The following is a 24,574-nucleotide window of genomic DNA, read 5'->3' on the forward strand; positions in this document are numbered from 1 at the left end:
CGTGAACGGCAAGCGCGAAGCCCACGAGACGGAAGGCCGGGAAACCGCGCCGGTCGAACGCGCCGCGGAAACGAACCCTGCGGGCGCGGGCGCACCACAAGGCGGAGCGCCGTCCGGGTCGCAACCGGATCGGGATGAGGCGGGCCGGGCCGAGGCGGGGAACGCCGCAGGCGCCGATCAGCCGGAAGATGCGGCGCCAAGGGCGCCCGAAGCCGGGGAAGGTGCCGCGGGCGACGATGCCGAAACGGATCGCGACGAGGAGGCGGGCGATGCGGACGTGGCGGCCCTCAAGGCGCGCGTTGCCGAACTGGAACGCGAGGTGGCGGCCCTCAAGGCCCAGGCGCAGGAGGCCCACGAGCGCTTCCTGCGTGCACGGGCCGACCTGGAGAATGCCCGCAAGCGCTTTGAGCGGGAAAAGCAGGACGCGCTCACCTTCGGGGCGCTGCGCCTCGTCGAGCGCCTGTTGCCGGTGCTCGACAACTTCGAGCGGGCGATGGAAGCCAGCCGCGCCACCGACAACGTGGAGGCCTTGATGAAGGGCGTCGAAATGGTGCACCGCCAGCTCGATCAGGCCCTGCGCCAGGAGGGGCTGGAGCCGATCGAGGCCCTCGGCAAACCCTTTGACCCCAACGTCCATGAGGCGGTGATGCAGGCGGAGTCGAGCGACCATCCGCCGGGCACCGTTATCGAGGAGCTGCAGAAGGGGTATACCTTCAAAGGGCGCCTCGTGCGTCCGACGATGGTCAAGGTGAGCAAATAGGGGGCTCCCGGTCGGTGTTGAAGGGCGACCGGGGCACGGTTTTCCTGGGCATTCGGGTCCATGCGACACGGAAGCATGTACGTGAGGAGGGATGGGCACGATGAGCCGGATCATCGGCATTGACCTCGGGACGACCAACTCCTGCATGGCGTACCTGGAAGGCGGCCAGCCGGTTGTCATTCCCAATGCCGAAGGGGGGCGCACCACGCCGTCCGTCGTCGCCTTCAAGGACGGGCAGCGCATTGTCGGCGAGGCCGCCAAGCGCCAGGCGATCACCAACCCGGACCGGACGATCATCTCCATCAAGCGGCACATGGGCACCGACTACAAGGTGACCATCGACGGCAAGGCCTACACGCCGCAGGAGATCTCGGCGATGATTCTGCAGAAGCTGAAGGCCGACGCCGAAGCCTACTTCGGCGAGCCGGTGACGAAGGCGGTCATCACCGTGCCGGCCTACTTCAACGACGCCCAGCGCCAGGCGACGAAGGATGCCGGGCGCATCGCCGGGCTGGAGGTGCTGCGGATCATCAACGAGCCGACGGCGGCGGCGCTGGCCTACGGGCTGGACAAGGAAGGCGATCAGACGATCCTCGTCTATGACCTCGGTGGCGGGACCTTTGACGTCTCCATCCTTGAACTGGGTGACGGGATCTTTGAAGTGAAGGCCACCGCCGGCGACAACCGCCTCGGCGGCGACGACTTCGACCAGGCGATCATGGACTGGCTGATCGAGGAGTTCAAGGCGGAAACGGGCATCGACCTGCGCAATGACAACATGGCGATGCAGCGCCTGAAGGACGCCGCCGAGAAGGCGAAGAAGGACCTGTCCAGTGTGCTGACGACGACGATCTCCCTGCCCTTCATCGCCGCCGATGCCACGGGGCCGAAGCACCTTGAGCGCGAGCTGACGCGGGCCAAGTTCGAGGAGCTGACGGCCCACCTCGTCGAGCGGACGATGGGCCCGGTGCGCCAGGCGCTCCAAGACGCCGGCCTGACGCCGAATGACATCGACAAGGTGATCCTCGTCGGCGGGTCGACGCGCATTCCGGCGGTGCAGGAGGCGATCAAGAAGTTCATCGGCAAGGAGCCGCACAAGGGCGTCAACCCCGACGAAGTGGTGGCCATGGGCGCGGCCATCCAGGCCGGCGTGCTGTCCGGCGAGGTGAAGGACGTCGTCCTCCTCGACGTGACGCCGCTGTCCCTGGGGATCGAGACGCTTGGCGGCGTGTTCACGAAGCTCATCCCGCGCAACACGACGATCCCGACGAGCAAGTCGCAGATCTTCACCACGGCGGCCGACAACCAGACGTCGGTGACGATCCGCGTGGCCCAGGGCGAGCGGGAGATGTTCGCCGACAACAAGTTCCTCGGCGAGTTCGAGCTGAGCGGCATCCCGCCGGCGCCGCGCGGCGTGCCGAAGATTGAGGTCACCTTCGACATCGACGCCAACGGCATCGTCCACGTGTCGGCCAAGGACCTGGCCACCGGCAAGTCGCAGAAGATCACCATCACTTCCGGCGGCGGCCTGTCGGAAGAAGAGATCCAGCGCATGATCAAGGAAGCCGAGCAGTACGCCGAGGAAGACAAGAAGCGCCGGCAGGCCGTCGAGCTGCGCAACGAGGCCGACCAGCTCCTGTACACCGTCGACAAGACGATGAAGGACTTCGGCGACAAGGTGGCCCAGGCCGACAAAGACCTGATCGAGGAGAAGAAGGCGGCGCTGAAAAACGCCCTGGCCGGGACCGACCTTGAGGAGATCCGCAAGGCCAAGGATGCCCTGGCCGAGGCCATCGCCCAGGTGTCGACCAAGGTGTACCAGCAGGCCGGGGCGCAGGCGGCGTCTGGCGGCCAGTCCGGCGGCGAGGCCAAGAAAGACGAGAACGTCGTCGACGCCGAATACAAGGTGATGGACGACGAGAAGAAGTGACGCGGCGTGCCGGTCAACGCCACGGGGGCGCTTTTGGGCGCGCATTTCCCGGTTTCTCGGCGTTGACCGTTTTCGTCCCGGCCGCGCGCGGCGGCCGGCGCCGCGATGGCGGGAGTGATGCCGATGTCCAAGCGGGACTATTACGAGGTCCTCGGGGTGTCCCGCGACGCTTCCCCGGAAGAAATCAAAAAAGCGTACCGCAAGCTGGCCCGCAAGTACCACCCCGACGTGTGCAAGGAGCCCGACGCGGCGGAGAAATTCAAAGAGGTCAAAGAGGCCTACGACGTCCTCAGCGATCCCGAGAAGCGGGCCCGCTACGACCGCTTCGGCCACGCCGGCGTTCATGCCGACGTGGGCGGCGCGTCCGGGGCGGGCGCCGGCGATCCGGGCGCGGGAGCCGGCGGCTTCGATTTCGGCGGGTTCGGCGACATCGGTGACCTCTTCGACCTCTTCTTCGGCGGCGGGCGGCGCCAGCACCCGCACGCCCCGCGCCAGGGGGCCAACGTGGAGGTGCCGCTCGTCGTCGACTTCCGCGAGGCGGCCTTTGGCACCGAAGTGGACCTCGAGGTGCCGCGCGAAGAACCCTGTTCCACCTGCCACGGCACCGGCGCCCGGCCCGGCACCCAGCCGGAGGTGTGCCGCGCCTGCGGCGGCACGGGGATGGAGGAGGTCGTGCAGGCGACGATTCTCGGCCGCATGGTCAGCCGGCGCACCTGTTCGGTGTGCGGCGGGCGCGGGCGGATCATCATCGAGCGGTGCCGTGCCTGCGGCGGGGCGGGACGGGTGCGCGTGCGGCGAGCCGTGCGCGTCAAGGTCCCCCCGGGCGTCGACACGGGGACGCGCCTGCGCATCCCCGGGGCGGGCGAGGCCGGCTACAACGGTGGCCCGCCGGGCGACCTGTACGTGGTGATTCGCGTCAAGCCCGACGACTTCTTCCGCCGCGAAGGGGATGACCTTTACTGCGACGTGCCGATCACCTTTGTCCAGGCCGCGCTTGGCGACGAAATCGAGGTGCCGACCCTCGACGGACGCGTCAAGCTGCGCATCCCGCCGGGCACGCAAACGGGGACGCTTTTCCGCCTGCGCGGGAAGGGCATTCCTCGCCTGCGCGGCGGTGGACGCGGCGACCAGCACGTGCGCGTCGTCGTCGTCACGCCGACCCACCTGACCGAGCGCCAGAAGGAGCTCCTGCGGGAGTTTGCCGCCATCAGCGGGGAAGAGACGCACCGCGGGGAAAGCCTGTTCGAAAAGATGAAGCGGGCCTTTCGGGGCGGCTGATCGCGGCCGCCTGCGCCATGTCGCGCCGTCCGATCGGCACGCCATGCGCGTTGCAAGCGGGTGCGCACGGGTCTGGACCGGGCTCGAGGGCGTTCGCCTTGGGGCCGGCATTTTTGTTGCCCAACGCCCGCGCATCCGTCGGTCTGCGTCCGGTGATGCCATCGCGCGCAGGGTTGTGCGTTTGGGCGCGCGGCCGTTTCCGTCGGACATCCGCGCCGTTTACAGAGTTTTACGCGAAAATTCACCCGTTCTTCATCGCTGGCACGGCATTTATAATGATGGAAATGAAGAGAGCCCTTCTTATGATGGAAATGAAGGGAGCCATCCGTTCGCGATGGCCGACATGGGCCGAGGTGCCGACGGGGGGTTTTGTGGCGATGGGAGCGCTGAAGCCGCTCCACGAGACGTTGAAGGAAAAGCGCTGGTTGAAATCTGCACACCGGGGAGGGAGAGCGACCGCACCGGAGAACACGCTGACGGCGTTCCGCAAGGCGCTCGAGGCCGGCGTCGACATGATCGAGCTCGACGTTCAGCTGACCCGCGATGGGCATCCGGTCGTGTTTCACGACTGGACCTTGGAACGCACGACCAATGGCCGCGGCCGGCTGGCCGATCAGTCCCTCGACGATCTGCGCCGGCTCGACGCCGGAAGCTGGTTTGCCGAGGTCTATCGTGGCGAACCGGTGCCCACGCTGTCGGAGGTGCTGGAGTGGTCCTCGAGCCGGCTCTACTTGCAGATTGAGCTGAAGAGCCGCGGAAGCGACGCCGATGCGCTGTGCGACCGCGTCGTGCACATGATCAAGGAGCGGCACATGGAAGAGCAAGTGATGGTGATGTCCTTTGACCACGCCATCGCCCGCCGGGTCAAGCAGTTGGAGCCCCGCATGATGACGGGCGTCATCTGTCAGGCGCGGCTGATCGATCCGGTGTCGGTGGTGCGGCAGGCGCAAGCCGACGTGCTGTGCGTCGATTACGACCACCTGCGGCGGGAAGACGTCGATGCGCTGCACCGCGAGAATGTGGCCGTGCACAGCTTTGCGCCGACACCGGAGACGCTGCGCGAGCTGGTGGAGTGGGGGGTTGACATCGTGCAAACCGACGACCCTTCCGCCTTTCAAGCGGTTACCGGCCAAGGTGAAGCAGGAGCCGTTAAGGGGTAAAGAACAATGGTCATGCAAGGATAGAGCCCCGTTGGCCGCGCCGTGCGGCGGCATAATGGAGACGACCAACGGCGCATACTTATAGACGCAGGCAAGGATAGAGCCCCATTGCCCGCGCCGTGCGGCGACGGATTTTTTTCCGCGCGGGCCCGGTTGTTTTTTCCATATACGGTCATCACTAACCTTGGTTCTTATCTTCTCCGTTTTGGAGGTGGGTTGCACGATGACGGCGAAGGGGAAGGCGGGTCGCGCCATCGGCTGGCGAAAGATTCTGGTCGGGCTGCTGCTCTTGCCGGCGCTGGTGGCGGGCGGGTGTGCCACAACGCCCAAACAGGAAGAGAGCGAACCTGCCGGAGAGGGCCAAACGGTGACGCTCACGGCGATGGTGGTGGGCAAGCCCACGGAACGCTACCGGTTGGAAAACCTCAAGGCCGCGGCGGAGCGGCTCAACAAAAAATTGGCCCAGGAAGGCCAAACGGTGCGCGTGCGCGTCGAGGGAAAACTGGAAGACCGGCCTTGGGAGGAATACAAGCAGAAGTTTATTCTCGCGGCGGAAGCACACAAAGCGCCCGACATCGTGCTCAGCGGGCACGAGGACGTGGCACCGTGGTCGGACGCCGGCCACATTCTTCCGCTCGACGAATACGTGAAAGACAGCCCGGTGTACCGCGACGTGTTTCCCAATCTGTGGAAATCTGTGACTTATAAAGGAAAAATATGGGCCATTCCTCAGGACGTGGAAGCCCGTCCGCTGTACTACTGGAAACCCCTGTTGCGCCAAGCCGGTTGGACGGAGGCCGATGTGAACGCGCTCCCGGAGAAGATCCGAAACGGGGACTTCGTGTTGGATGACATGCTCCGGACGGCCAAGGCGTTGCAGGACAAGGGCGCCGTGGAACCGGGCATGGGCTTCTGGACGCGCCCGCAGCCGGGTCCGGACTTCTATCTCTTCTACCTGGCCTATGGCGGGGAGTTGCAGGACCCGGCGACGGGCAAGCTCGTCCTTGACAAACAGGCCCTCCTGAACGAGTACCGCTTCTTTGCGCGGGCGGCGCAGCAAGACAAGGTGATGCGGCCCACCCTCATCGGGACCGATTGGACCATCTGGCACCGCACGGTGATGGGACAAAAGGTGGGGTTCTTCCATGGTGGCTCGTGGCAGGTGGCCGAGTGGAAGGACAAGTACGGCTTGACCGAAGACAAGATGGCCGATCTCGGGTATGCCCTGATTCCCAGCGGCATCAAAGGAAAGCCCGGCGTGACGCTGTCGCATCCCCTGGTCTATATGGTGACGGCGCAATCGAAGCACCCCGACCTGGCCGCCCGCCTGCTGCTGGAGGCGACGGCCCCGGATCTCAATACCCGTCACGCCGTCGCCAGCGGGCACCTGGCGATCATGAAGGCGCAGCTGGACGATCCCGAATACAAGAAAAGCGGGTTTCTGCATGCCATCAGCTACATGGTGGAGCACGCCAAGTTCTTGCCCCTGCACAGCAAATTTGGCACCTACGACCAAATCGTCTACCGCGGCCTGACGGCGGTGGTGGCCGGGCAGATGACGCCGGAAGAGGCCGTGGACACGGTGGCGTCCCAGCTCAAGGCCCAATTGGGCGATGAGGTGGTTGTGCGATGAGCGGGCGTCCGCTGTTTCGCGGCGGGCGCCTATCCGCCTTCTTTTTGCTTCCCTTTTTGTTGGTGGTGGCGGTCTTTTTTGTCGTTCCCGTCGTGCTGACGCTGCTCGTAAGCTTGACCAACATGAGCGTGGCCACGGGACTGAGCGGGTACGACTGGGTCGGTTTGGAAAATTATCGCCGCATCGTGCAGGATCCCGTAATCGGCCGAATTCTGTACAACACCGTCCTGTTTGTCGGCCTGACCTTGGCCCTCTTTAACGTGGGCCTGGCCCTGGTGCTGGCCTTGGCCACCTCCTTCTTGTCCGAACGGTGGGGCAACGCGTTCCGCGCCCTGTGGCTGCTGCCGCGCATCACCCCCTCGGTGGTGTATGTGCTGATGTGGCGGTATTTTGCTGCGGAACCGCCGTACGGGATTCTCAACCAAGTGCTTCAGGGGTTGGGCCTTCCCGCTGCGTCCAACTGGCTCCACGAGGCGCCGTGGCCCATGATCATCGCCATCAACGGGTTTGTTGGGGCGTCCATGGGGATGATCATCTTCTCTGCCGCCATTCGCGCCATCCCGCGTCACCTGATTCTCGCCGCCCAGCTGGACGGGGCGACGGCGTGGGCCCTTATTCGGCATATCGTCCTGCCCCACCTGAGATGGCCGGTGCTCTTTGTTGTCGCGTACCAGACGCTGTCCCTTTTGGCGTCGTACGAATACATCCTGCTTACCACCAACGGGGGGCCCGGCTACTACACCACCGAGGTGTGGGCTTTGTATGCCTTCCACACGGCGCTGTCCAACTACTTCGGCAACGCGCAATTTGGCCAGGGAGCGGCGTTGGCGTCGGTCCTTGTCGTGATGGGCATTGCCGCTTCCTTCCTGTATCTGCGCCTGTTTCCGTTTCGGAAGCTCACCGACCGGCCCAAAATCGAGGTTTCGTAACCGGATCCCGCGGGTCAAATGGCCCGTTCTTCTCGCGACACGCGAAAGGAGGAGCGGCGAATGCTCGGTGCATCCAGCGAGGTGCGTCGACGTGCCTGGGTGCCGTGGCTGTTTCTGATCCCCGTCACGTTGCCCCTCGTGTTGTTGTACGTCTGGCTGTTTTTGGCGTCGTGGAGCTCGGGCATGGAGGGGTTGCGTCCCCTCGGGTGGACGGCGGCCAACTGGTCGTTCCTGTGGGCGCCCGATCCGTACTTGCCCAACATCTGGGCGCTCACGGGCAACACGCTGCTGTTTGCCGCCCTCGTCACCCTCGGCGAGGTGGGGCTGGCCAGCACGGCGGCGTACGCCTTGTCCCGCCTGCACGTGCCGGCACGGCGGTTGTGGTTGGGGCTGCTGATCGTCCTCCACGCGTTTCCGAGCATCACCCTGCTCGTGGCCATCTTTCTGCTCTTGCGCTTCCTTGGCCTCTACGACACGCTGGTGGGCGTTGTTCTCGTCAAGATCGCCCTCGATTTGCCGTTTCACGTGTGGGTGCTGAAGGGGTTTTACGACCAGGTGCCGTGGGATTACGAGATGGCGGCAATGGTGGACGGGGCCAGCCGCTTCGCCGTGTGGCGCCGCGTGGTGCTGCCGCTGGTGAAGCCGGGGCTGCTCGCCTCGGGGGTCTTCGCCTTTTTGTCCGGCTGGAACGAGTTTTTGCTTCCCTATGTGCTGGCCCCGGGCATGGAGACGCAGACGCTGCCCGTCTTTTTAAGCAGCTTGCTGTCGCAAGCCGACGTGGCCGATTACGGCATGGTGGCGGCGGTGGGCGTCTTTTACATGATCCCCGTGCTGGTGGTGTACGCGGTCATGCAGCGGTACCTGCTGGCGCTGTATACGGGAGGCGTGAAGGGATGAAGGTGGAACTGGAGGGCGTGACGAAACGCTTTGGCGGCGTGACCGCCGTGGAGGGCCTCACCTTGGAGATTCCCTCCGGCGCCCTGGTGGCCCTGCTCGGGCCGTCGGGGTGCGGCAAATCGACCACGTTGTACCTCTTGGCCGGCGTGCTCAAGCCGACGGCCGGCACCATCCGCTTCGACGGCCGGGTGGTGAACGACGTCCTGCCGCAGCATCGCAATATCGGGATGGTGTTTCAAAGCTACGCCCTGTACCCGCACATGACGGTGTACGACAACATCGCCTTCCCCCTGCGCATGCAGAAGCAGCCGGAGGCGGCGATCCGCCGGCGGGTGCACGACTACGCCGAGCTCGTGCAGGTGGCCCACTTGCTGGACCGCCGCCCTGCGGAGCTGTCCGGCGGCCAGCCGTGAAGAAGCCGAAGTTGCTCCTGCTGGACGAGCCCCTCTCCAACCTGGACGCCCAGCTGCGCTTGGCCATGCGCGTTGAGATCCGCCGCATTCAGCGCGAGGTGGGTATCACGACGGTGCTCGTCACCCATGACCAGATCGAGGCGATGACCATCGCCGACCGCGTGGTGCTGATGGACGCGGGGCGCATCGTGGCCCATGGCACGCCCTCGGAACTGTATCGGACGCCGCCCAACCGCTTCACGGCGGCCTTTATCGGCCACCCGCCGATGAACTGGTTGGAAGGCCGCTCCGACGGCCGCCGATTGCACGTGGCCGGAACGGGGTTTTCCATTGAGCTGGATGTCCCTCTGCCCGCCGGTGAATATGACATTGGCGTGCGCCCCCATCAGGTGGAGCTGACGGCCCCGGGTCAGGGGTTTGCGGACGGCACCGTCGAGCTTGTCGAGCTCTTGGGGCATGAGGCGATGGCCACGGTGCGCGTCGAAGGCGGCCCGCGGTTGCGCGTGCTGGTGGACGGCGGGGCCCCGCCGTCGGAGGGCCAGCGTGTGGGGGTGCGCGTTGCCCCGCACGCCCTTCACGTGTTCCGGAAGGACGACGGCCGCCGCGTATCCTTGGCCGGTGGCGAGGCGAACGCGCCCTTGGTACAATAGACGGAGATCGCGGGCAAGACGCGGTGCACGCGTCGAACGGACGGCGCGGCAGCCGCGTTTTGTCGTGTCACCCGCGGCCAAGCGGAGGGGCGAGAGACGATGAAGTGGACCGAGATCGCCGTGCACACGACGCACGAGGCGCAGGAGGCGGTAGCCAACCTTCTGCACGAGGCGGGCGCGGGAGGCGTGGTGATCGAGGATCCCCTCTTGTTGTCGCGTGAGGGGGATCCCACCTACGGCGAGATCGTGGCCCTCGACCCCGCGGCATACCCGGCGGAAGGCGTGGTGGTGAAGGCCTATCTGCCGCCGTCTCCCCATCTGCCTGAGACGGTGAAGGCCATCGAGGCGGCGGTGCGCGGCTTGGCCCAATACGGCCTTGACCCGGGGCCGGCCCGCGTCACCCTGGCCGAGGTGGACGAGGAGGACTGGAGCGCGGCGTGGAAGAAATACTACAAGCCGATCCGCGTCACCGAACGGCTCACGATCCGCCCGGTGTGGGAGCCGTACACGCCTGCGCACCCGGACGAGCGGGTGATCGTCCTCGATCCCGGCATGGCCTTTGGCACCGGCACGCACCCCACGACGGTGCTCTGCCTGCGCGCCCTGGAGAAGGCGGTACGGCCCGGTGACGCGGTGATCGACGTCGGGTGCGGGTCCGGCGTGCTGGCCATCGCCGCGGCCAAGCTGGGCGCGGACAAGGTGCTGGCCCTCGACCTCGATCCGGTGGCGGTGAAGGCGGCCCGGCAAAACGTGGCCCTCAACAAGCTGGGTGACCGCGTCACCGTGCGGGAGAACAACCTCCTCGACGGCGTGACCGACGCGGCCGATGTGATCGTGGCCAACATCCTGGCCGAGGTGATCGTTCGCCTGGCCGGTGACGCGGCGGCGCATCTCAAGCCGGGCGGGACGTTCATCGCCTCGGGCATCATTCGGTCCAAGGCGCCGGCGGTGTTGGAGGCGATCCAATCCAGCGGCCTGTCCATCGTGGAAACGGTTTCCGAGGACGATTGGCTGGCGGTGGTCGCGAAAAAATGATAAAATAACGAGGTTCATAGGGTTACAAGAATGAGGTTGTTTTCCATGCAGCGGTACTGGGTTCCCCGTGAGCGGTTTGCCGGCGACCGGGCGGTGTTGCTGGACGAGGACGCCCACCATGCCGTGCGCGTGATGCGCCTGAGGGCGGGCGACGCCGTGGTCGTCTGCGACGGCGAGGGCGGCGTGTGGCGGGCCGAGATCGCCAGCGCCTCGCCGCGCGAGGTGGTGGTGCGGCTCGTCGAGACCGTGCCGGAGGATCGGGAGCTGCCGGTGGAATTGGCCCTCGCCCAAAGCCTGCCCAAGGGCGACAAGATGGACCTCATCCTGCAAAAGGGCACCGAATTGGGTGTCGGCTGTTTTGTGCCGCTGGTGTCGGCGCGCACGGTGGTGAAGCTGGACGAAAAGAAGGCGGCGCAGCGGCAAGCGCGCTGGGCGCGCATCGTGAAAGAAGCCTTTGAGCAGTCCCGTCGCACCCTACTGCCGCGCGTCGAACCGGTGCGGCGGTGGGACGAGGTGCTCCGGCTCGCCGGCGACTACGACGCCGCACTGCTCGCCCATGAAGGAGAGGGAACGGTGCCCTTGGGAGCGGCCCTCGCTGCCGTGCGACCGGGGCAGCGCGTTCTTGCCCTCGTCGGTCCGGAGGGCGGTTTTGCCCCGGAAGAGGTGCAGGCGGCGCGAGGGGCCGGGTTTGTGCCCGTGTCCCTCGGCAAGCGTGTGCTGCGAACGGAAACGGCCGGGCTGTTTCTCGCCGCGGCGTTAACCTACCACTTCGAATTGACGCGCTGATCGACCACGCAAAACACGCAAAAGAGAAAGGAGGGTGGCGCCATGCCTACGGTGGCCTTCCACACGCTGGGGTGCAAGGTGAACCACTACGAGACGGAAGCGGTGTGGAACCTCTTTAAGCAGGCCGGGTACCGGCGGGTCGACTTCAACGACGAGGCCGATGTGTACGTGATCAACACGTGCACGGTGACGAACACCGGCGACAAGAAGAGCCGCCAGGTGATCCGCCGCGCCGTCCGCCGCAACCCCGACGCCGTCATTGCCGTCATGGGCTGCTATGCGCAAACCTCGCCGGCGGAAGTGATGAGCATCCCCGGTGTCGACATCGTTATCGGTACGCAGGACCGCGACAAGATCCTCGAGTACGTGGAGCGGTACCAGGCCGAGCGCAAACCCATCAACGCCGTGCGCAACATCATGAAGACGCGCACCTTCGAGGAACTCGACGTGCCGGCCTTCACCGACCGCACGCGGGCCTTCCTGAAGATCCAGGACGGCTGCAACAACTTCTGCACCTTCTGCATCATCCCCTGGGCGCGGGGGCTTCTCCGCAGCCGCAAGCCGGAGAGCGTGCTCGCCCAGGCGCGGCAGCTAGTGGAACAAGGGTACAAGGAAATCGTCCTCACCGGCATCCACACGGCGGGCTACGGCGAAGATCTGGAAGACTACTCCTTCGCCCAACTGCTGGCCGACCTCATCCAGATCGACGGCCTCAAGCGGCTGCGCATCAGCTCCATCGAGGCCAGCCAGGTGACGGACGAGGTGATCGCCGTCATCCAGAGCTCGGAGAAGCTGTGCCGCCACCTGCACATCCCGCTGCAGTCGGGCGACGACGAGATCCTGAAGCGGATGCGCCGCAAGTACACCACGGCGGAGTACCGCGCCAAGATCGAGCGGATCCGCGAGGCGCTGCCGGGGGTGGCCATCACCACCGACGTGATCGTCGGCTTCCCCGGCGAGACGGACGCCCACTTTGAAAACACCTATCGTTTCATCGAGGAGATCGGCTTCGCCGAGCTGCACGTCTTCCCGTACTCCAAGCGCAACGGCACGCCGGCGGCGCGCATGCCGGACCAGGTGCCGGAAGGGGTGAAGAAGGCGCGGGTCGACCGGCTCATCGCGCTGTCGAACCGCCTCTCCCTTGCCTATGCCCAGCAATTCGTCGGCGACGTGCTCGACGTCATCCCCGAGCATCCCGTGCGCGACCTGCCCGATTCGGGCCTGTACGTCGGCCACACCGACAACTACCTGAAGGTGGTCTTCCCCGCCGACGCGTCGCTGGTCGGGAAGATCTGCAAGGTGCGCATCGACGAAGCCGGGCCGGACGAATGCAAGGGTACCCTCGTGCGCGTCCTCGACGACGACGTGCCGATGGCCCACGTGTCGTGAAGTCCAGAAAACCCGCTTTCCCCTTGTGGGGAGGCGGGTTTTTTGCAACTCCCCTGCAACCCCCTCGTTCTACCCTGTTGCCAGACAAGATGGAGGGGGAAAGCGATGATCGGAAAAAGCGACTGGCTAGAGCGAAGAAGCCGACTGGCACCCGGCCGCGTGGCCGTCATCGACGGCGATACGGGCCAGCGTTGGACCTATGGTGATCTGCGGGAACGGGCCAACCGGTTGGCTCGTTTCTTGCATTCGCACGGTGTGGGGAAAGGGGATCGGGTGACCCTGCTCGCCCCGAACCACCTGGCCTACCTCGACATGCTGTGGGCCTGCGCGCGGCTGGGGGCCATCTTTGTTCCACTCAACTGGCGGCTGGCGGCGACGGAATTGGCCGAGGTGGTGAACGATTGCACGCCGTCTCTTTTGTTTGTCCACGCCCGCTTCGCTGACCGGGCTGCGAAACTGGCCGTTCCCCACACGATGGTGATCGAGGATGCAGCGTATCTGGAGGTGCTTTCATACGGGCGGCTTAAACGCCTTGACGGTGCCGCTCCTCGTGGCTGGTGGCACCGTGGTGCTGACGGACGGGTTTGATCCGGAGCGGGCCATGCGGATCCTCGATCAGTACGGCTGCACGATTGTGCTCATGGTGCCGACCATGTACCACATGATCATGAACGGCGCGGTCCTGCATGTGGATGGCGGGATTGCGTTGTAGTCTCATGGGCCTTTTGGATGTTCAGTGAAAATCAGGTGATGGGGGGTGGAAAAAATGGCCCATTGGCGCGGTTGGCGTCGCATGTTCCGGGATCCAACCCGCTTCCCGAAGAGGGGGAAGCGGGTTTTCGTGTGGAGATCACCTACCGGCAACGATTTATCCGCCTGCCGAACGGCTGTAGCGCAACAGGTGTATCGCGTGGGGAACAGCTGTTGCGCTTCTCCCTTGTCTTGTGCGCGTTCGCGCGGGAAAACGCCGTTGGCACGCAGTTTGCTCTTTGATAGAGGGTGAAACGCTTTCCAGGGGGAAAGCGTCAGCTTCATCATCCATCATCAACCAGAGGGGAGGGGGCGTGCGTTTCCGTATCCACCTGAACCCATTTTGACCCTTCATTCAAGCTCTCGCGGTGGCAGAGAAGCGCGATGACGAAACCATCGCATATCCAACCAGGACAAGGGAGGTTCAAAGATGGCGAGGAGCATTCAGGTGCTGGGGATCGATGCCGGCGGGACGATGACGGACACCTTTTTCGTCGACGCGGAAGGGAACTTTGTCGTTGGCAAGGCGCAGAGCACCCCGCAGGACGAGTCGGTCGGCGTGATCAACTCATCGAAAGACGCGCTGGCGCAGTGGGGGCTCACCGTCGAAGACGTCTTTCCGCAGCTCGTGACGGCCGTGTATTCGGGGACGGCCATGCTCAACCGCATCGTGCAGCGGAAAGGCTTGCGCGTCGGGTTGATCGTCAACCGCGGGTTGGAAGATTTCCATCGCATGGGGCGGTCGGTTCAATCCTACCTGGGCTATTCATACGAAGATCGCTTGCACCTCAATACCCATCGCTATGATCCCCCCTTGGTCCCGAGGGAGTTGACCTTTGGGGTCACCGAACGGATCGACATGTTCGGCAACATTGTCATCCCGCTGCGAGAAGAGGAAGCCTATGAGGCGGCACGAAAGCTTGTGGAATTAAATGTGGAAGGCATTGTCATCAGCTTCCTTCATTCGTACAAGAACCCCGTGCATGAACGGCGGGTGCGCGACATCGTCCTCGAGGTGGTGCGGGAAGCCGGGAAGGAGATCCCCATATTTGCCTCTGCCGACTATTATCCCGTGCGCAAAGAGTCCCACCGCACGAATACCACCATCCTCGAAGCGTATGCCGCAGAGCCGTCGCGGAAGACCTTGGTCCGAATTAACGAGCGATTCAAACAACTCGGCGCCCGCTTCGACTTGCGGGTGATGGCCAGCCACGGCGGAACGATCAGCTGGAAGGCGAAAGAGCTGGCGCGGACGGTCGTGTCGGGGCCGATCGGCGGCGTCATTGGGGCGCGATCCCTCGGCGAACGTCTCGGCTACCGCAACATCGCGGCCACCGATATCGGCGGCACGAGCTTTGACATGGCGCTGATCGTCCAAGGGCAGTTCACCATCCAGCACGATCCGGATATGGCCCGGTTGGTCTTGTCTTTGCCCCTTGTGCAAATGGACAGCGTGGGGTCGGGTGCCGGCAGCTACGTGCGCATCGATCCGTATACGCATTCGATCAAGATCGGCCCGGACAGCGCGGGGTACCGCGTCGGCGTCTGCTGGCCGGAAAGCGGCGTCGAGACCGTCACCATCTCCGACTGTCACGTCGTGCTCGGCTACATCAACCCCGACAATTTCCTCGGCGGGCAAGTCAAACTGGATCCACAGCGGGCCCGTAAAGCGATTGAGGAGCAAATCGCCCGTCCGCTGGGGCTATCGGTGGAGGAAGCGGCCGCGGGTGTGATTGAGCTCCTCGATACGCGCCTTCGCGATCATTTGCGGGCGATGATCAGCGGAAAAGGCTATCACCCTTCGGATTTCGTCTGCTTCTCCTACGGCGGCGCCGGTCCGGTTCACACGTACGGGTATACCGAAGGGCTCGAATTCGAGGACATCATCATTCCCGCCTGGGCGGCCGGTTTTTCCGCCTTCGGTTGCGCCGCGGCGGAATTTGAGTACCGCTACGACAAGAGCCTCGACATCAACGTGGCGCCGGATGCCGGTGCGGCCGAAAAGCTTGAAGCCGTCAGCGTGCTGCAGAGCGCCTGGAGCGAACTGGCGGAAAAGGTGATCGAAGAGTTCCGCCTCAACGGCTATTCGCCCGAAAGCGTCACGCTGTTCCCGGGTTACCGCATGATGTACCGCGGCCAGCTGAATGATCTCGAGATCAATTCGCCGCTCAGCCGTGTCGAGAAGGCCGAGGACTGGGATCGGTTGACGGAAGCTTTTGAGGAAACGTATGCCCGCGTGTACGCCAAAGCCGCCCGCAGTCCCGAATTGGGCTTCAGCATTACCGGCGCGATCATGCGCGGCATTGTGCCGAGCGTCAAGCCGCGCATTCCGGAAGAGCCGCTCAGCGGTCCCACACCGCCGGACGAAGCGTATCGCGGACAGCGGCCGTTCTACTTCCGCGGGAAATGGGTGAAGGCAGACATCTGGGACATGGACGCCTTAAAAGCGGGCAATCAGATTGAGGGTCCCGCGATCATCGAGGCCCCGTCGACGACGCTTGTCGTTCCTCCGGGGTGGAGCACGACGTTGGATGAGCACCGCCTCTTCCATCTCAAGCGCCGTTAAGCCATCACGATCCTGAAGGAGGATGGTCGAAATGGCCAAAACCCAAACGGCACAGGGCATGGCTTTCCGCCCGTTAAAGCTGGAGGGACAGACGCTCAAAACGCACCGCGATGAGGTGCTCCAGCTCACGCGGGAAACCGGACACTATGCCGGGTTGACGAAGTTGGAACTCAAAGAGCGCAACCCGATTCTGTACAACAAAATGTTTTCGCGGCTGCGCGCCGGCGTGGTGCATGCCCGCGAGACGGCGAAGCGCATCGCCGCTTCGCCGATCGTTGAACAAGAGGGTGAGCTTTGCTTTACCCTCTACAACCCCGCCGGCGATTCGCTGATGACCTCCACGGGCATCATCATCCACGTCGGGACGATGGGCGCGGCCATCAAATACATGATCGAAAACGGGTGGGAAGAAAACCCCGGGATTCGTCCAGGCGACATCTTTACCAACAACGACTGTTTGTTGGGAAATGTTCACCCGTGCGATGTGCACACGATCGTCCCCATCTTCTGGGAAGATCAGCTGGTCGGTTGGGTTGGGGGCGTGACGCACGTGATCGATACCGGCGCCCTCGGGCCGGGATCGATGACCATGGGGCCGGTGCAGCGGTTTGGTGACGGCTACCAGATCACCTGCCGGAAAACCGGGGAAAACGACCGTCCGCTCCGCGACTGGCTCCATGAAAGCCAGCGGTCCATCCGCACGACGCGCTACTGGCTGCTCGATGAGCGCACCCGCATCGCCGGCTGCCACATGATCCGCGATCTGGTGCTCGACCTCATTCGGGAAGTCGGAATCGACAACTATATGCGGTTTGCCTACGAGATCGTGGAAGACGGGCGCCGCAGCCTGATTCGCAGGATCAAGTCGATGACGGTGCCGGGCAAGTATCGGGCGGTGGCGTTTGTCGACGTCGGCTACAAACATCCGGACGTTCAGGTCCCGCCCTATGCGAAGGTCGACACGATCATGCATGCGCCGCATGAAATCACGATCCATCCGGACGGCACCTGGAAGCTCGATTTTGAAGGGTCGAGCCGCTGGGGTTGGCATTCCTTCAACGCGCAACCGGTCTCGTTCACCAGCGGGATCTGGGTGATGATGACGCAAACCCTGATTCCGACGGAACTCGTCAATGACGGCGCCTATTATGCAACGCAATTCCGCTTGCCCAGGGGGACATGGCAGAACCCGGACGATCGCCGCACGGCCCACTCGTACGCTTGGCACTTCCTGGTTTCCGCCTGGAGCGCCATCTGGCGAAGCCTCAGCACGGCCTACTTTGCCCGCGGGTATCTCGAAGAAGTCAACGCCGGCAACGCCAACACGTCCAACTGGCTCCAAGGCGGCGGGTTCAACCAGTACGACGAGATTCACGCCGTCAACAGCTTTGAGGCGGCTTCCGAGGGGACGGGAGCCGGTGCGGTGAAAGACGGTCTGGATCATGCGGCCGCGATCTGGAACCCCGAAGGCGACATGGGCGACATGGAGATTTGGGAGTTGGCGGAGCCGCTGATCTACTTGGGACGCAACGTCAAGGCCAACACCGGCGGGTACGGGAAGTATCGCGGCGGGTGCGGCTATGAGACGCTCCGCATGGTGTACAACGCCAAGGACTGGACCATGTTCTTCATGGGGAACGGGTATATGGTCAGCGATTGGGGGCTCATGGGCGGCTATCCCTCGGCCACCGGCTATCGCTTCGAAGCCCATGGCACCGATCTGAAAGAACGGATCGAGAAGGGGCTGCCGATTCCGCTTGGGCCCGATGCCGATCCGGATCACCCCGAGTACGAGAAGCTCATGCAGGCCCGCACCATCAAGCGGGATAAGCAAACGATGACCACGGAGACGATCTTTGAGAACTACGATCTCTACCTGAACTACTTGCGCGGCGGCCCCGGCTTCGGCGATCCGATTGAGCGCGATCCCGCGAAGATCGAAGCCGACCTGAACGGCGGGTACTTGCTCCCCCGCTATGCGGAAAAGGTGTATGGGGCGGTCATCTATCAAGATGAGCAAGGCCGCTGGCATGTGGATCGAGAGGCGACCCAAAAGCGCCGGGAGGAGATTCGCAAGGAGCGCATCGCCCGTGCGAAGCCGACGCGCGAGTGGATGAAGGAGGAGCGGGAGCGCATCTTGCGCAAGGAGGCCTCGGTGCAGGTGCGCCACATGTTCGCGACGAGCTTCCAGCTGAGCCCCAAGTTTTTGGCGGAATTTAAGCGCTTCTGGGATCTGCCGGAGGACTGGAACCTGACCGAAGAAGAGCTGGAGGTGCCGACCTTCGGTTCGAAGCATCGCATGAGCGTGGAACAGCTGCCCGATGTGAAACGCCTTGTGCTTGTCGAAGAGTAAAGGCGCAAGACGGAGGGCGGAGCGCGCTCCGCCCTCCGTAAGCGCGCAAAATGGAGGAGGTTTACCGCGATGGCCTACGATCGGAAGAAAATTGAAGAGTTGATCGACGGGACGATCGACTGGGAGACACTGCACCGCATGCTCTCGGAGCCCAAAGATCCCGAGCGCTTCCAGATGTATCTGGAGATCTTGCAGGAACGGGTGCCGTGGGAGGACCGCATCATCCTCCCTTACCAGTATCACCTGTACATCGTGCAGAAGAAAGACACGAAGGAATGGGTGATCAAGTGCGACTGCGGCCACGAATTCTGTGACTACCGGGACAATTGGAAACTCCACGCGCTCATCTACGTGCGGGACACGGAGGAAGCGCTGAACGAAATCTACCCCAAACTGATGGCACCGGATCCGAACTGGCAGGTGTTCCGGGAGTATTACTGCCCGAGCTGCGGCACGCTGCTCGAGGTGGAGGCGCCGACGCCCTGGTACCCGGTCATCCACAACTGGGAGCCGGACATCGAGACCTTCTACCGTGACTGGCTCGGCCAGCCGGTTCCGGAGCGTGCCGAACCGGCCCGCAAGTAAGCCAAGGCGGATGCGCAGCGCCGGTCGAAGACTGTTTCGCCGATTCCCGCCGCCCTCACGCGTCCCCGCCCATGCGAAAGCCCCGCCCAACTGTGGCGGGGCTTTCCGTTTCGTTAGGCGTTGCGCACGTGGATGACGGCCTGCTTTTCGAGCCCGAGCTTCTTCAGCTTGCGGTACAACGTGGTGCGGGCGATCCCAAGGCGGCGGGCGGCTTCCGACAGGTTTCCGCCCGTTTCCGAAAGCACCGCAAGCAAGTGCTCCCGTTCTCTGGCGACACGGTCGCTGTGCGCCCCCGAAGGCGAGGGGGTGAGCGGCCGAGCGGTTGGGTTCGGCGTGTTGGCGAGATATGCGTGCGCGATCGCCGGGGGAAAGTGGGTGGCCTCGATGCGGTCCCCGGTGCAGAAGAGGACGGCATGCTCGACCGCGTTTTCCAATTCGCGAACGTTTCCGGGCCAGTCGTACCGGTGCACGAGAAACGCTTCCAAATCGGGATCGAGCTGGGGAAGGGAACGGTTGTACTTGTCGGCGAATCGTCTGACGAAGTGATCGATGAGCAGCGGAATGTCTTCACGCCGTTCGCGCAGCGGGGGAATGGCGACGCTGACCACGTTCAACCGGTAGTACAAGTCGGCCCGAAACCGCCCCTCCCGCACCATTTGCGCCAGGTCGCGGTGGGTGGCGGCGATGATCCGCACGTCCACCGGAATGGGCCGGCTGCCGCCCAGGCGGAGAATCTCCTTTTCCTGCAGCACGCGCAGCAGGTGAACCTGAAATTCCAGGGGCATCTCCCCGATTTCGTCAAGGAAAAGGGTGCCCCCGTTCGCTTCCTCAAACTTGCCCTTTTTGCCCTGTTTCAAGCCGCCGGTGAACGTTCCCGGCTCGTAGCCGAACAGCTCGGCGGCCACCAGTTCTTTGGGGATGGCGCCGCAGTTGATGGCGAGAAACGGCTTGTCGCGGCGGCGGCTCGACGCGTGCAGGGCGCGGGCAAACCGCTCTTTGCCCGTTCCGCTTTCTCCGAGAAGGAGGACGGGAACGTCGGCGTCCGCCACCATTTCGCACTTCGTCATCGCTTGCACAATGGCCGGCGAACGGCCGACAACGGTTTGCCAGGCCGTGCTGGTACGCGTCGGGGCCTTCGATCGCGCGGTCGGTTTGTCCGGAATGATGCACAGGAATCCGATGCGCACGTTGCCGTCGAACACTTCCTCGATGACAGGCGCATCCGGCGGAAGGGACGAAAAGGCGGTGCCGGACTGCGCATCCGTTAGGGACGGGCGCTCCGTGAGCTGCTGATAGAGCAGCTGGCGCCAGTGCGCTTCGTTCTCCTGCAGCCAACGTCGAGCGGCGGCGTTGGCCTTCACCACCTGAAAGTCCGAATCCAATGCGGCCACGCCGTCGTGGGGGTAGCGCTCGCGGGCTTCCCAATACCGTTCGGCCAACCGGAAACGATGGCGTGCGGTCTCTTCGTTCAGCCGTTGTTGAATGAATTGCGAAGCGGCCACAACCAGGCCAAGGCTATGGGGTTGCGCATAGTTCCAGGGACCGGTCAGATCAACCACGCCGAGGATGTGTTTGGTGAGGGGATCAAAAATGGGCGCAGCGGAACAGATCCACTCATGGACGCCTTCACAGAAATGTTCGGAGGCAAAAATCTGCACCGGCTGTCCAATCTTCAGGCACGTCCCGATCGCATTGGTGCCGATTGCCTCCTCGCTCCATTGCGAACCGATGACGAAATTCATCTTTTCCGCTTTTTGCAGAATGGAGGATTCGCCACGCAGGTACAAAATGAAGCCATCCCGGTTGCACAGGGTGAGGAGGTGGCCGGTGCCTTCCGTTTGTTTGGCGAGCTGTTCCAAGATGGGCAGGGCCAGCTGATACAGCCGGAAATTCGCGAGCAGGTTTTGCATGTCGTCGTCGTCCAGCAGCACCGTCGTTTGCCGCCGTGTGGGATCGACGCCGGACGCCATGCAGCGCCGCCACGAGTCCTGAACCACGGGGCGAATGGAGCGAGGGATTTGCCTCTCGACCACAAAGCCTTTCCATTCGCGGGTCAGTTCTTTCCGTTTGCGGGCAATGTCGTGAGAGGAGGTGAGCGCCAAATGCACGCCGTGCATGGGGATCCACCTCCCATCCGGAACAGGATGTGAGTGGGGGTGTTCCTTATGCAGATCAACGGGTGCCGAACATATATTCTCACAAGTTGTATTATACAAAAAATATTGAGTATTATCAACACCTTGTGCGACCAGGAGGAAGGTGGCCAGGTCGGTTCATGGTGGGCCGACAACGAGCGTGTGCAGAAAGGCGTCTTTGCCGCTGATGAAGAGGCGGTGTTTCCTCTCTTATCGTTTTCCGGTAACTATCTTCCGGACCAAGCAGTTAATGTTAAAAACAAAAAAGCCCCGTAACGGGACTTCTCAGATCATACTTAGTAAAGTGTTAACTGGATCAAGTTCCTATTTGTGTGTAAAATTGCCCCCAGCTAGAATGAGCCTGACCCCATGAATCAACATGTGGTTGGTAAGGGATTCGAGCTTCCCTCGGTGTTGATGCCAATCCCGATGAGCGCGCCGCGCGACCGAACGCGCCCCTCTTTGCGCACCTTCAGCACCAGCGCGTCGACGAGGACAAAGGGGTAGGCTTTCTCGTCGAGCGGCCGGTTGTTCCATGCGGTCACCACCGGGTCGAGCCGCTTGCACAGCTCCGAGACGGTGGATTTCGAGAACTCCGTGCCGCACAGCTCTTGCGTGATCTGTTCGACTTTTCGGGTCGATACCCCGTTGACCACCATTTCCATCAAGGCCAGGACGAGCGCCTGTTCGCTCCGTTGATAACGAGCAAACAGTTCGGTGGAAAACTTCCCGTTTCGAAACCGCGGAACCCGAAGCGTGAGGGTACCCACCCGGGTGGTCAACTGGTGCGGATAGGTCCCATTGCGGTACCCTTGGCGCTCTTCTGTCCGTTCATAGGGCTGCGCGCGCAGTTGCTCCGTTGCCTGGGCTTGCAAGATTTGATTTAAGACAGATTCCAAGAGTTTGGCGAGAGCATCGTCTTTCGCATCGCGGAGAAAAAGTTGATGCAAAAGCTGCGCATCTACGGTAATCTGATCGTGAGCCCATTTCGATCCCCTCTCCCTTTTTGGTTTTTGTGGGTTCAAGCTCCATTCTAACCGAGGGGGATTGGAAATGGCTCTCTGACTTTTTTCAGAGAGTCCTTTTTACACAAGAATACGGACTCAACTGTTTTTCAGTTACATCATTTAGAATAAATAAAGCACAGGAAAGTCTTTCTGGTCCAGCTTATGCAACTTTGGAGTGGATAGGTTCGTTACCACGAGATATTTTCTCGGCTACATTTAGGTTGAGATTGTACGTTGGCAATGATAAATATTATTCTTGAGTCAACTACTAATATATCCCTTAAGGTGATGCATTAATGGAGCTTGGTACACTTATTTTTCAAGTCGGGGCGTTTGTAACTATTGTAGTGATGGTTGCCGGTGTAGTTTTATTGTTTAAAGTTCTTTTTGAGAAATTCAAAAAGTAATTTTAGTAAAAAACATATCTGACTTACAGGAAGTTACTGATTTCAATTGCCACCTCTTAACACCTCTGCGACCTCGCGCAGCAAGTATTGCGCGGGGATTTTTTGATTTCTGCGACATATTCCAAAGCCACGGACAAACAGGCAGTGCGTGCCTTTATCCCGGAACGGTGCGGATTATCGTCTTACCAACCACATGTTGATTCATGGGGTCAGGCTCATTCTAGCTGGGGACAATTTTACACACAAATAGGGACTTGATCTCCGAGCACAGGAAAACCGGGAAAATCAAGCATCCTCTGGAATATATACTGTTGATGCGGTCGGCTGTAAACACCTCAAGATGAAGGCCACCTGCCCAGACCTTCAGCAGGTAGCCTTCGCTCATTTGCGCGTGACGATCTCCCCGATGACGAAGTCGACGTACTCGATCCGGGTTTCTTTGAACGATCTTTCATTTCTGCTGCAACGCTTGTCACGCAACACGTGTAGCGAGGCAGAAGCAGATGTTGCAACAGAAAGGCGCAGGGTTTGACGCTGGAAACGGGTTCGACGCGAAAAACATCTTTGGCACAAGGATTGCTTGACGATAAAGGGTGGAACGCGGATTGGCGCAGCACCGTCTTGCTCAACCCGTGGGTTGACGGTTCTCCAATCATCAAAAAAATGTTACAGTTGAAGAAGAAATCACAATTGACAATCGAACGAAGGAGCGATGCGGATGGGAAAACGCGACGCCGTCATCGTCAGCGCGGTGCGCACGCCGATCGGCACGTTTAACGGGGCCCTGAGCTCGGTTTCGGCCACCGAACTGGGAGCGGCCGTCATCCGCGCGGCCTTGGAGCGCGCCGGCGTTGCCCCGGAGCAGGTGGACGAGGTGATCATGGGCAACGTGCTGCAGGCCGGTCTGGGGCAGAACCCGGCGCGCCAGGCCGCGATAAAGGCCGGATTGCCGCACGATGTCCCGGCCCAGACGGTGAACATGGTGTGCGGGTCGGGGCTGAAAGCGGTTCACCTGGCGGCGCAGGCGATTTGGACCGGCGAGGCGGACGTGGTCGTGGCCGGCGGGATGGAAAACATGAGCCGGGCCCCGTACCTGTTGCCCCACGCCCGAACGGGCTACCGCATGGGGAACCAAACGGTCGTCGACAGCATGATCCACGACGGCCTGTGGTGCGCGTTCAACGATTACCATATGGGCATCACGGCGGAAAACCTCGCCGAGGAATACGGCATCACCCGCGAGGAGCAGGACCGCTTCGCCCTGTGGAGCCAGGAGAAGGCGGCGCGGGCCATCGCCGCGGGGAAGTTTCGCGACGAGATCGTGCCGGTCACCGTCCGGAACAGGAAGGGCGAGGAGCGGATGGTCGACGCCGACGAGCATCCCCGCCCCGATACCACCCTGGAGAAGCTGGCTAAGCTGCCCCCCGCCTTCAAACCCGACGGAACGGTGACGGCGGGGAACGCTTCAGGCATCAACGACGGCGCGGCCTGCCTCGTGGTGACGAGCCGGGAGAAGGCGGAAAAACTGGGCCTCACCCCGCTCGCCGTGATTCGCGCCAACGCCAGCGCAGGCGTGGATCCCCGCGTGATGGGCATTGGACCGGTGCCGGCGACGCGCAAGGCGCTGGCCAAAGCGGGGCTTGCGCTCGAGGACATCGACCTGATCGAGGCCAACGAGGCCTTCGCCGCCCAATCCCTCGCCGTGGCCAAGGCGTTGGGCATTCCCGAGGACAAGCTGAACGTCAACGGCGGAGCCATCGCCTTGGGGCATCCCATCGGGGCCAGCGGGGCGCGGATCATGGTGACGCTGATCCACGAGATGCGGCGGCGCGAGGCCCGGTACGGCTTGGCCACCCTGTGCATCGGGGGCGGACAGGGGGTGGCGACGGTTGTCGCCTTGCCGTGAGAGGA

General features: G+C 62.8%; 21 protein-coding genes and 1 pseudogene. 19 read left to right on the forward strand and 3 right to left on the reverse strand.

All coding sequences use genetic code 11. The features are described from left to right. The first annotated feature begins 1 nt into the window (after position 1). From grpE to IEX61_RS12770, 14 genes are all read left to right on the forward strand, one after another. Positions 2 to 760 (forward strand): nucleotide exchange factor GrpE, encoded by a 759-nt coding sequence (grpE, locus tag IEX61_RS03080; protein WP_188816758.1) that lies wholly within the window; start codon positions 2 to 4, stop codon positions 758 to 760. A gap of 100 nt (positions 761 to 860) precedes the next feature. Continuing rightward, positions 861 to 2,690 carry a molecular chaperone DnaK gene (gene dnaK, locus IEX61_RS03085; RefSeq protein ID WP_188816759.1) on the forward strand — a complete coding sequence of 610 codons (1,830 nt, stop codon included), beginning with the start codon at positions 861 to 863 and terminating at the stop codon, positions 2,688 to 2,690. Positions 2,691 to 2,813: 123 nt separating this feature from the next. Then, the gene (dnaJ, locus tag IEX61_RS03090; RefSeq protein ID WP_188816760.1) at positions 2,814 to 3,968 is read left to right on the forward strand and encodes a molecular chaperone DnaJ; all 1,155 of its coding nucleotides are present in this window, start codon (positions 2,814 to 2,816) and stop codon (positions 3,966 to 3,968) included. A gap of 311 nt (positions 3,969 to 4,279) precedes the next feature. After that, positions 4,280 to 5,128 (forward strand): glycerophosphodiester phosphodiesterase, encoded by an 849-nt coding sequence (locus tag IEX61_RS03095; RefSeq protein WP_229725637.1) that lies wholly within the window; start codon positions 4,280 to 4,282, stop codon positions 5,126 to 5,128. A gap of 223 nt (positions 5,129 to 5,351) precedes the next feature. Further along, a complete protein-coding gene (locus IEX61_RS03100; RefSeq protein ID WP_188816762.1) occupies positions 5,352 to 6,761 on the forward strand; it encodes a sugar ABC transporter substrate-binding protein in 1,410 nt (469 codons plus the stop codon). Next, positions 6,758 to 7,690, forward strand: coding sequence for a carbohydrate ABC transporter permease (locus tag IEX61_RS03105; RefSeq protein WP_054671334.1), 933 nt, complete (start codon positions 6,758 to 6,760; stop codon positions 7,688 to 7,690). The genes IEX61_RS03100 and IEX61_RS03105 overlap by 4 nt, the downstream gene beginning before the upstream one ends. A gap of 60 nt (positions 7,691 to 7,750) precedes the next feature. Then, positions 7,751 to 8,587, forward strand: coding sequence for a carbohydrate ABC transporter permease (locus IEX61_RS03110; protein WP_054671338.1), 837 nt, complete (start codon positions 7,751 to 7,753; stop codon positions 8,585 to 8,587). After that, on the forward strand, positions 8,584 to 9,000 hold the full coding sequence (locus tag IEX61_RS12360) for an ABC transporter ATP-binding protein (RefSeq protein ID WP_229725638.1): 417 nt from the start codon (positions 8,584 to 8,586) through the stop codon (positions 8,998 to 9,000). Before IEX61_RS03110 ends, IEX61_RS12360 begins: the two co-directional genes overlap by 4 nt. Then, a complete protein-coding gene (locus IEX61_RS12365) occupies positions 8,997 to 9,650 on the forward strand; it encodes an ABC transporter ATP-binding protein (RefSeq protein ID WP_229725640.1) in 654 nt (217 codons plus the stop codon). Before IEX61_RS12360 ends, IEX61_RS12365 begins: the two co-directional genes overlap by 4 nt. Positions 9,651 to 9,749: 99 nt before the next feature. Then, positions 9,750 to 10,685, forward strand: coding sequence for a 50S ribosomal protein L11 methyltransferase (gene prmA / locus IEX61_RS03120; RefSeq protein WP_188816763.1), 936 nt, complete (start codon positions 9,750 to 9,752; stop codon positions 10,683 to 10,685). Positions 10,686 to 10,730: 45 nt separating this feature from the next. Beyond that, positions 10,731 to 11,471: a 16S rRNA (uracil(1498)-N(3))-methyltransferase gene (locus IEX61_RS03125; protein WP_188816764.1), complete on the forward strand. Its 741-nt coding sequence runs from the start codon at positions 10,731 to 10,733 to the stop codon at positions 11,469 to 11,471. Between the two features lie 42 nt (positions 11,472 to 11,513). Beyond that, entirely contained in the window at positions 11,514 to 12,860 is a 1,347-nt protein-coding gene (mtaB, locus tag IEX61_RS03130) for a tRNA (N(6)-L-threonylcarbamoyladenosine(37)-C(2))-methylthiotransferase MtaB (protein WP_054669238.1), read from the forward strand. A gap of 105 nt (positions 12,861 to 12,965) precedes the next feature. Further along, positions 12,966 to 13,448, forward strand: a complete 483-nt coding sequence (locus tag IEX61_RS03135; protein WP_054669237.1) for an AMP-binding protein — start codon at positions 12,966 to 12,968, stop codon at positions 13,446 to 13,448. Then, positions 13,348 to 13,572, forward strand: coding sequence for an AMP-binding protein (locus IEX61_RS12770; RefSeq protein WP_157057622.1), 225 nt, complete (start codon positions 13,348 to 13,350; stop codon positions 13,570 to 13,572). The genes IEX61_RS03135 and IEX61_RS12770 overlap by 101 nt, the downstream gene beginning before the upstream one ends. 2 nt (positions 13,573 to 13,574) lie before the next feature. Here the strand turns inward: IEX61_RS12770 and IEX61_RS12370 are convergent, their stop codons facing one another. Beyond that, a complete protein-coding gene (locus tag IEX61_RS12370) occupies positions 13,575 to 13,898 on the reverse strand; it encodes a hypothetical protein (protein ID WP_229725642.1) in 324 nt (107 codons plus the stop codon). A gap of 142 nt (positions 13,899 to 14,040) precedes the next feature. Between IEX61_RS12370 and IEX61_RS03145 the strand changes: the two genes are divergently transcribed. The 3 genes from IEX61_RS03145 to IEX61_RS03155 all read left to right on the forward strand — a co-directional run bounded on the left by IEX61_RS03145 (position 14,041) and on the right by IEX61_RS03155 (position 19,114). Further along, on the forward strand, positions 14,041 to 16,176 hold the full coding sequence (locus IEX61_RS03145) for a hydantoinase/oxoprolinase family protein (protein ID WP_188816765.1): 2,136 nt from the start codon (positions 14,041 to 14,043) through the stop codon (positions 16,174 to 16,176). A 31-nt stretch (positions 16,177 to 16,207) separates the two neighbouring features. Further along, positions 16,208 to 18,529, forward strand: a complete 2,322-nt coding sequence (locus IEX61_RS03150; protein WP_229725644.1) for a hydantoinase B/oxoprolinase family protein — start codon at positions 16,208 to 16,210, stop codon at positions 18,527 to 18,529. A gap of 69 nt (positions 18,530 to 18,598) precedes the next feature. Further along, positions 18,599 to 19,114, forward strand: a complete 516-nt coding sequence (locus IEX61_RS03155; RefSeq protein ID WP_188816766.1) for an acetone carboxylase subunit gamma — start codon at positions 18,599 to 18,601, stop codon at positions 19,112 to 19,114. Between the two features lie 113 nt (positions 19,115 to 19,227). On the opposite strand, the gene IEX61_RS03160 is transcribed toward IEX61_RS03155, so the two are convergent. Then, complete coding sequence (locus IEX61_RS03160) at positions 19,228 to 21,231, reverse strand: sigma-54-dependent Fis family transcriptional regulator (protein WP_188816767.1); 2,004 nt, start codon at positions 21,229 to 21,231, stop codon at positions 19,228 to 19,230. Positions 21,232 to 21,279: 48 nt separating this feature from the next. On the opposite strand from IEX61_RS03160, the gene IEX61_RS03165 reads away from it, so the two are divergent. After that, entirely contained in the window at positions 21,280 to 21,525 is a 246-nt protein-coding gene (locus tag IEX61_RS03165; RefSeq protein WP_157057620.1) for a hypothetical protein, read from the forward strand. Positions 21,526 to 21,653: 128 nt separating this feature from the next. On the opposite strand, the pseudogene IEX61_RS03170 reads toward IEX61_RS03165, so the two are convergent. Further along, a pseudogene (locus tag IEX61_RS03170) lies at positions 21,654 to 22,274 on the reverse strand (IS256 family transposase); the annotation flags it as partial. Between the two features lie 1,107 nt (positions 22,275 to 23,381). Here IEX61_RS03170 and IEX61_RS03175 point away from each other — a divergent pair. Then, a complete protein-coding gene (locus IEX61_RS03175; RefSeq protein WP_054669230.1) occupies positions 23,382 to 24,569 on the forward strand; it encodes an acetyl-CoA C-acetyltransferase in 1,188 nt (395 codons plus the stop codon). The last annotated feature ends 5 nt before the right edge of the window (positions 24,570 to 24,574 follow it).

Source organism: Calditerricola satsumensis, assembly GCF_014646935.1.
Classification (GTDB): domain Bacteria; phylum Bacillota; class Bacilli; order Calditerricolales; family Calditerricolaceae; genus Calditerricola; species Calditerricola satsumensis.

What these genes read in the sequence shown, in the direction of transcription:
- IEX61_RS03105 (WP_054671334.1), top strand. Translation starts at nt 6,758, where the DNA reads ATGAGCGGGCGTCCGCTGTTTCGCGGCGGGCGCCTATCCGCCTTCTTT.
- IEX61_RS03135 (WP_054669237.1), top strand. Translation starts at nt 12,966, where the DNA reads ATGATCGGAAAAAGCGACTGGCTAGAGCGAAGAAGCCGACTGGCACCC.
- mtaB (WP_054669238.1), top strand. Translation starts at nt 11,514, where the DNA reads ATGCCTACGGTGGCCTTCCACACGCTGGGGTGCAAGGTGAACCACTAC.
- IEX61_RS12360 (WP_229725638.1), top strand. Translation starts at nt 8,584, where the DNA reads ATGAAGGTGGAACTGGAGGGCGTGACGAAACGCTTTGGCGGCGTGACC.
- IEX61_RS03160 (WP_188816767.1), bottom strand. Translation starts at nt 21,231, where the DNA reads ATGCACGGCGTGCATTTGGCGCTCACCTCCTCTCACGACATTGCCCGC.
- dnaJ (WP_188816760.1), top strand. Translation starts at nt 2,814, where the DNA reads ATGTCCAAGCGGGACTATTACGAGGTCCTCGGGGTGTCCCGCGACGCT.
- IEX61_RS03095 (WP_229725637.1), top strand. Translation starts at nt 4,280, where the DNA reads ATGAAGGGAGCCATCCGTTCGCGATGGCCGACATGGGCCGAGGTGCCG.
- prmA (WP_188816763.1), top strand. Translation starts at nt 9,750, where the DNA reads ATGAAGTGGACCGAGATCGCCGTGCACACGACGCACGAGGCGCAGGAG.
- IEX61_RS12370 (WP_229725642.1), bottom strand. Translation starts at nt 13,898, where the DNA reads ATGATGAAGCTGACGCTTTCCCCCTGGAAAGCGTTTCACCCTCTATCA.
- IEX61_RS03100 (WP_188816762.1), top strand. Translation starts at nt 5,352, where the DNA reads ATGACGGCGAAGGGGAAGGCGGGTCGCGCCATCGGCTGGCGAAAGATT.
- IEX61_RS03165 (WP_157057620.1), top strand. Translation starts at nt 21,280, where the DNA reads ATGCAGATCAACGGGTGCCGAACATATATTCTCACAAGTTGTATTATA.
- IEX61_RS03145 (WP_188816765.1), top strand. Translation starts at nt 14,041, where the DNA reads ATGGCGAGGAGCATTCAGGTGCTGGGGATCGATGCCGGCGGGACGATG.
- IEX61_RS03150 (WP_229725644.1), top strand. Translation starts at nt 16,208, where the DNA reads ATGGCCAAAACCCAAACGGCACAGGGCATGGCTTTCCGCCCGTTAAAG.
- IEX61_RS03125 (WP_188816764.1), top strand. Translation starts at nt 10,731, where the DNA reads ATGCAGCGGTACTGGGTTCCCCGTGAGCGGTTTGCCGGCGACCGGGCG.
- IEX61_RS03175 (WP_054669230.1), top strand. Translation starts at nt 23,382, where the DNA reads ATGGGAAAACGCGACGCCGTCATCGTCAGCGCGGTGCGCACGCCGATC.
- IEX61_RS12770 (WP_157057622.1), top strand. Translation starts at nt 13,348, where the DNA reads ATGCAGCGTATCTGGAGGTGCTTTCATACGGGCGGCTTAAACGCCTTG.
- IEX61_RS03155 (WP_188816766.1), top strand. Translation starts at nt 18,599, where the DNA reads ATGGCCTACGATCGGAAGAAAATTGAAGAGTTGATCGACGGGACGATC.
- IEX61_RS03110 (WP_054671338.1), top strand. Translation starts at nt 7,751, where the DNA reads ATGCTCGGTGCATCCAGCGAGGTGCGTCGACGTGCCTGGGTGCCGTGG.
- dnaK (WP_188816759.1), top strand. Translation starts at nt 861, where the DNA reads ATGAGCCGGATCATCGGCATTGACCTCGGGACGACCAACTCCTGCATG.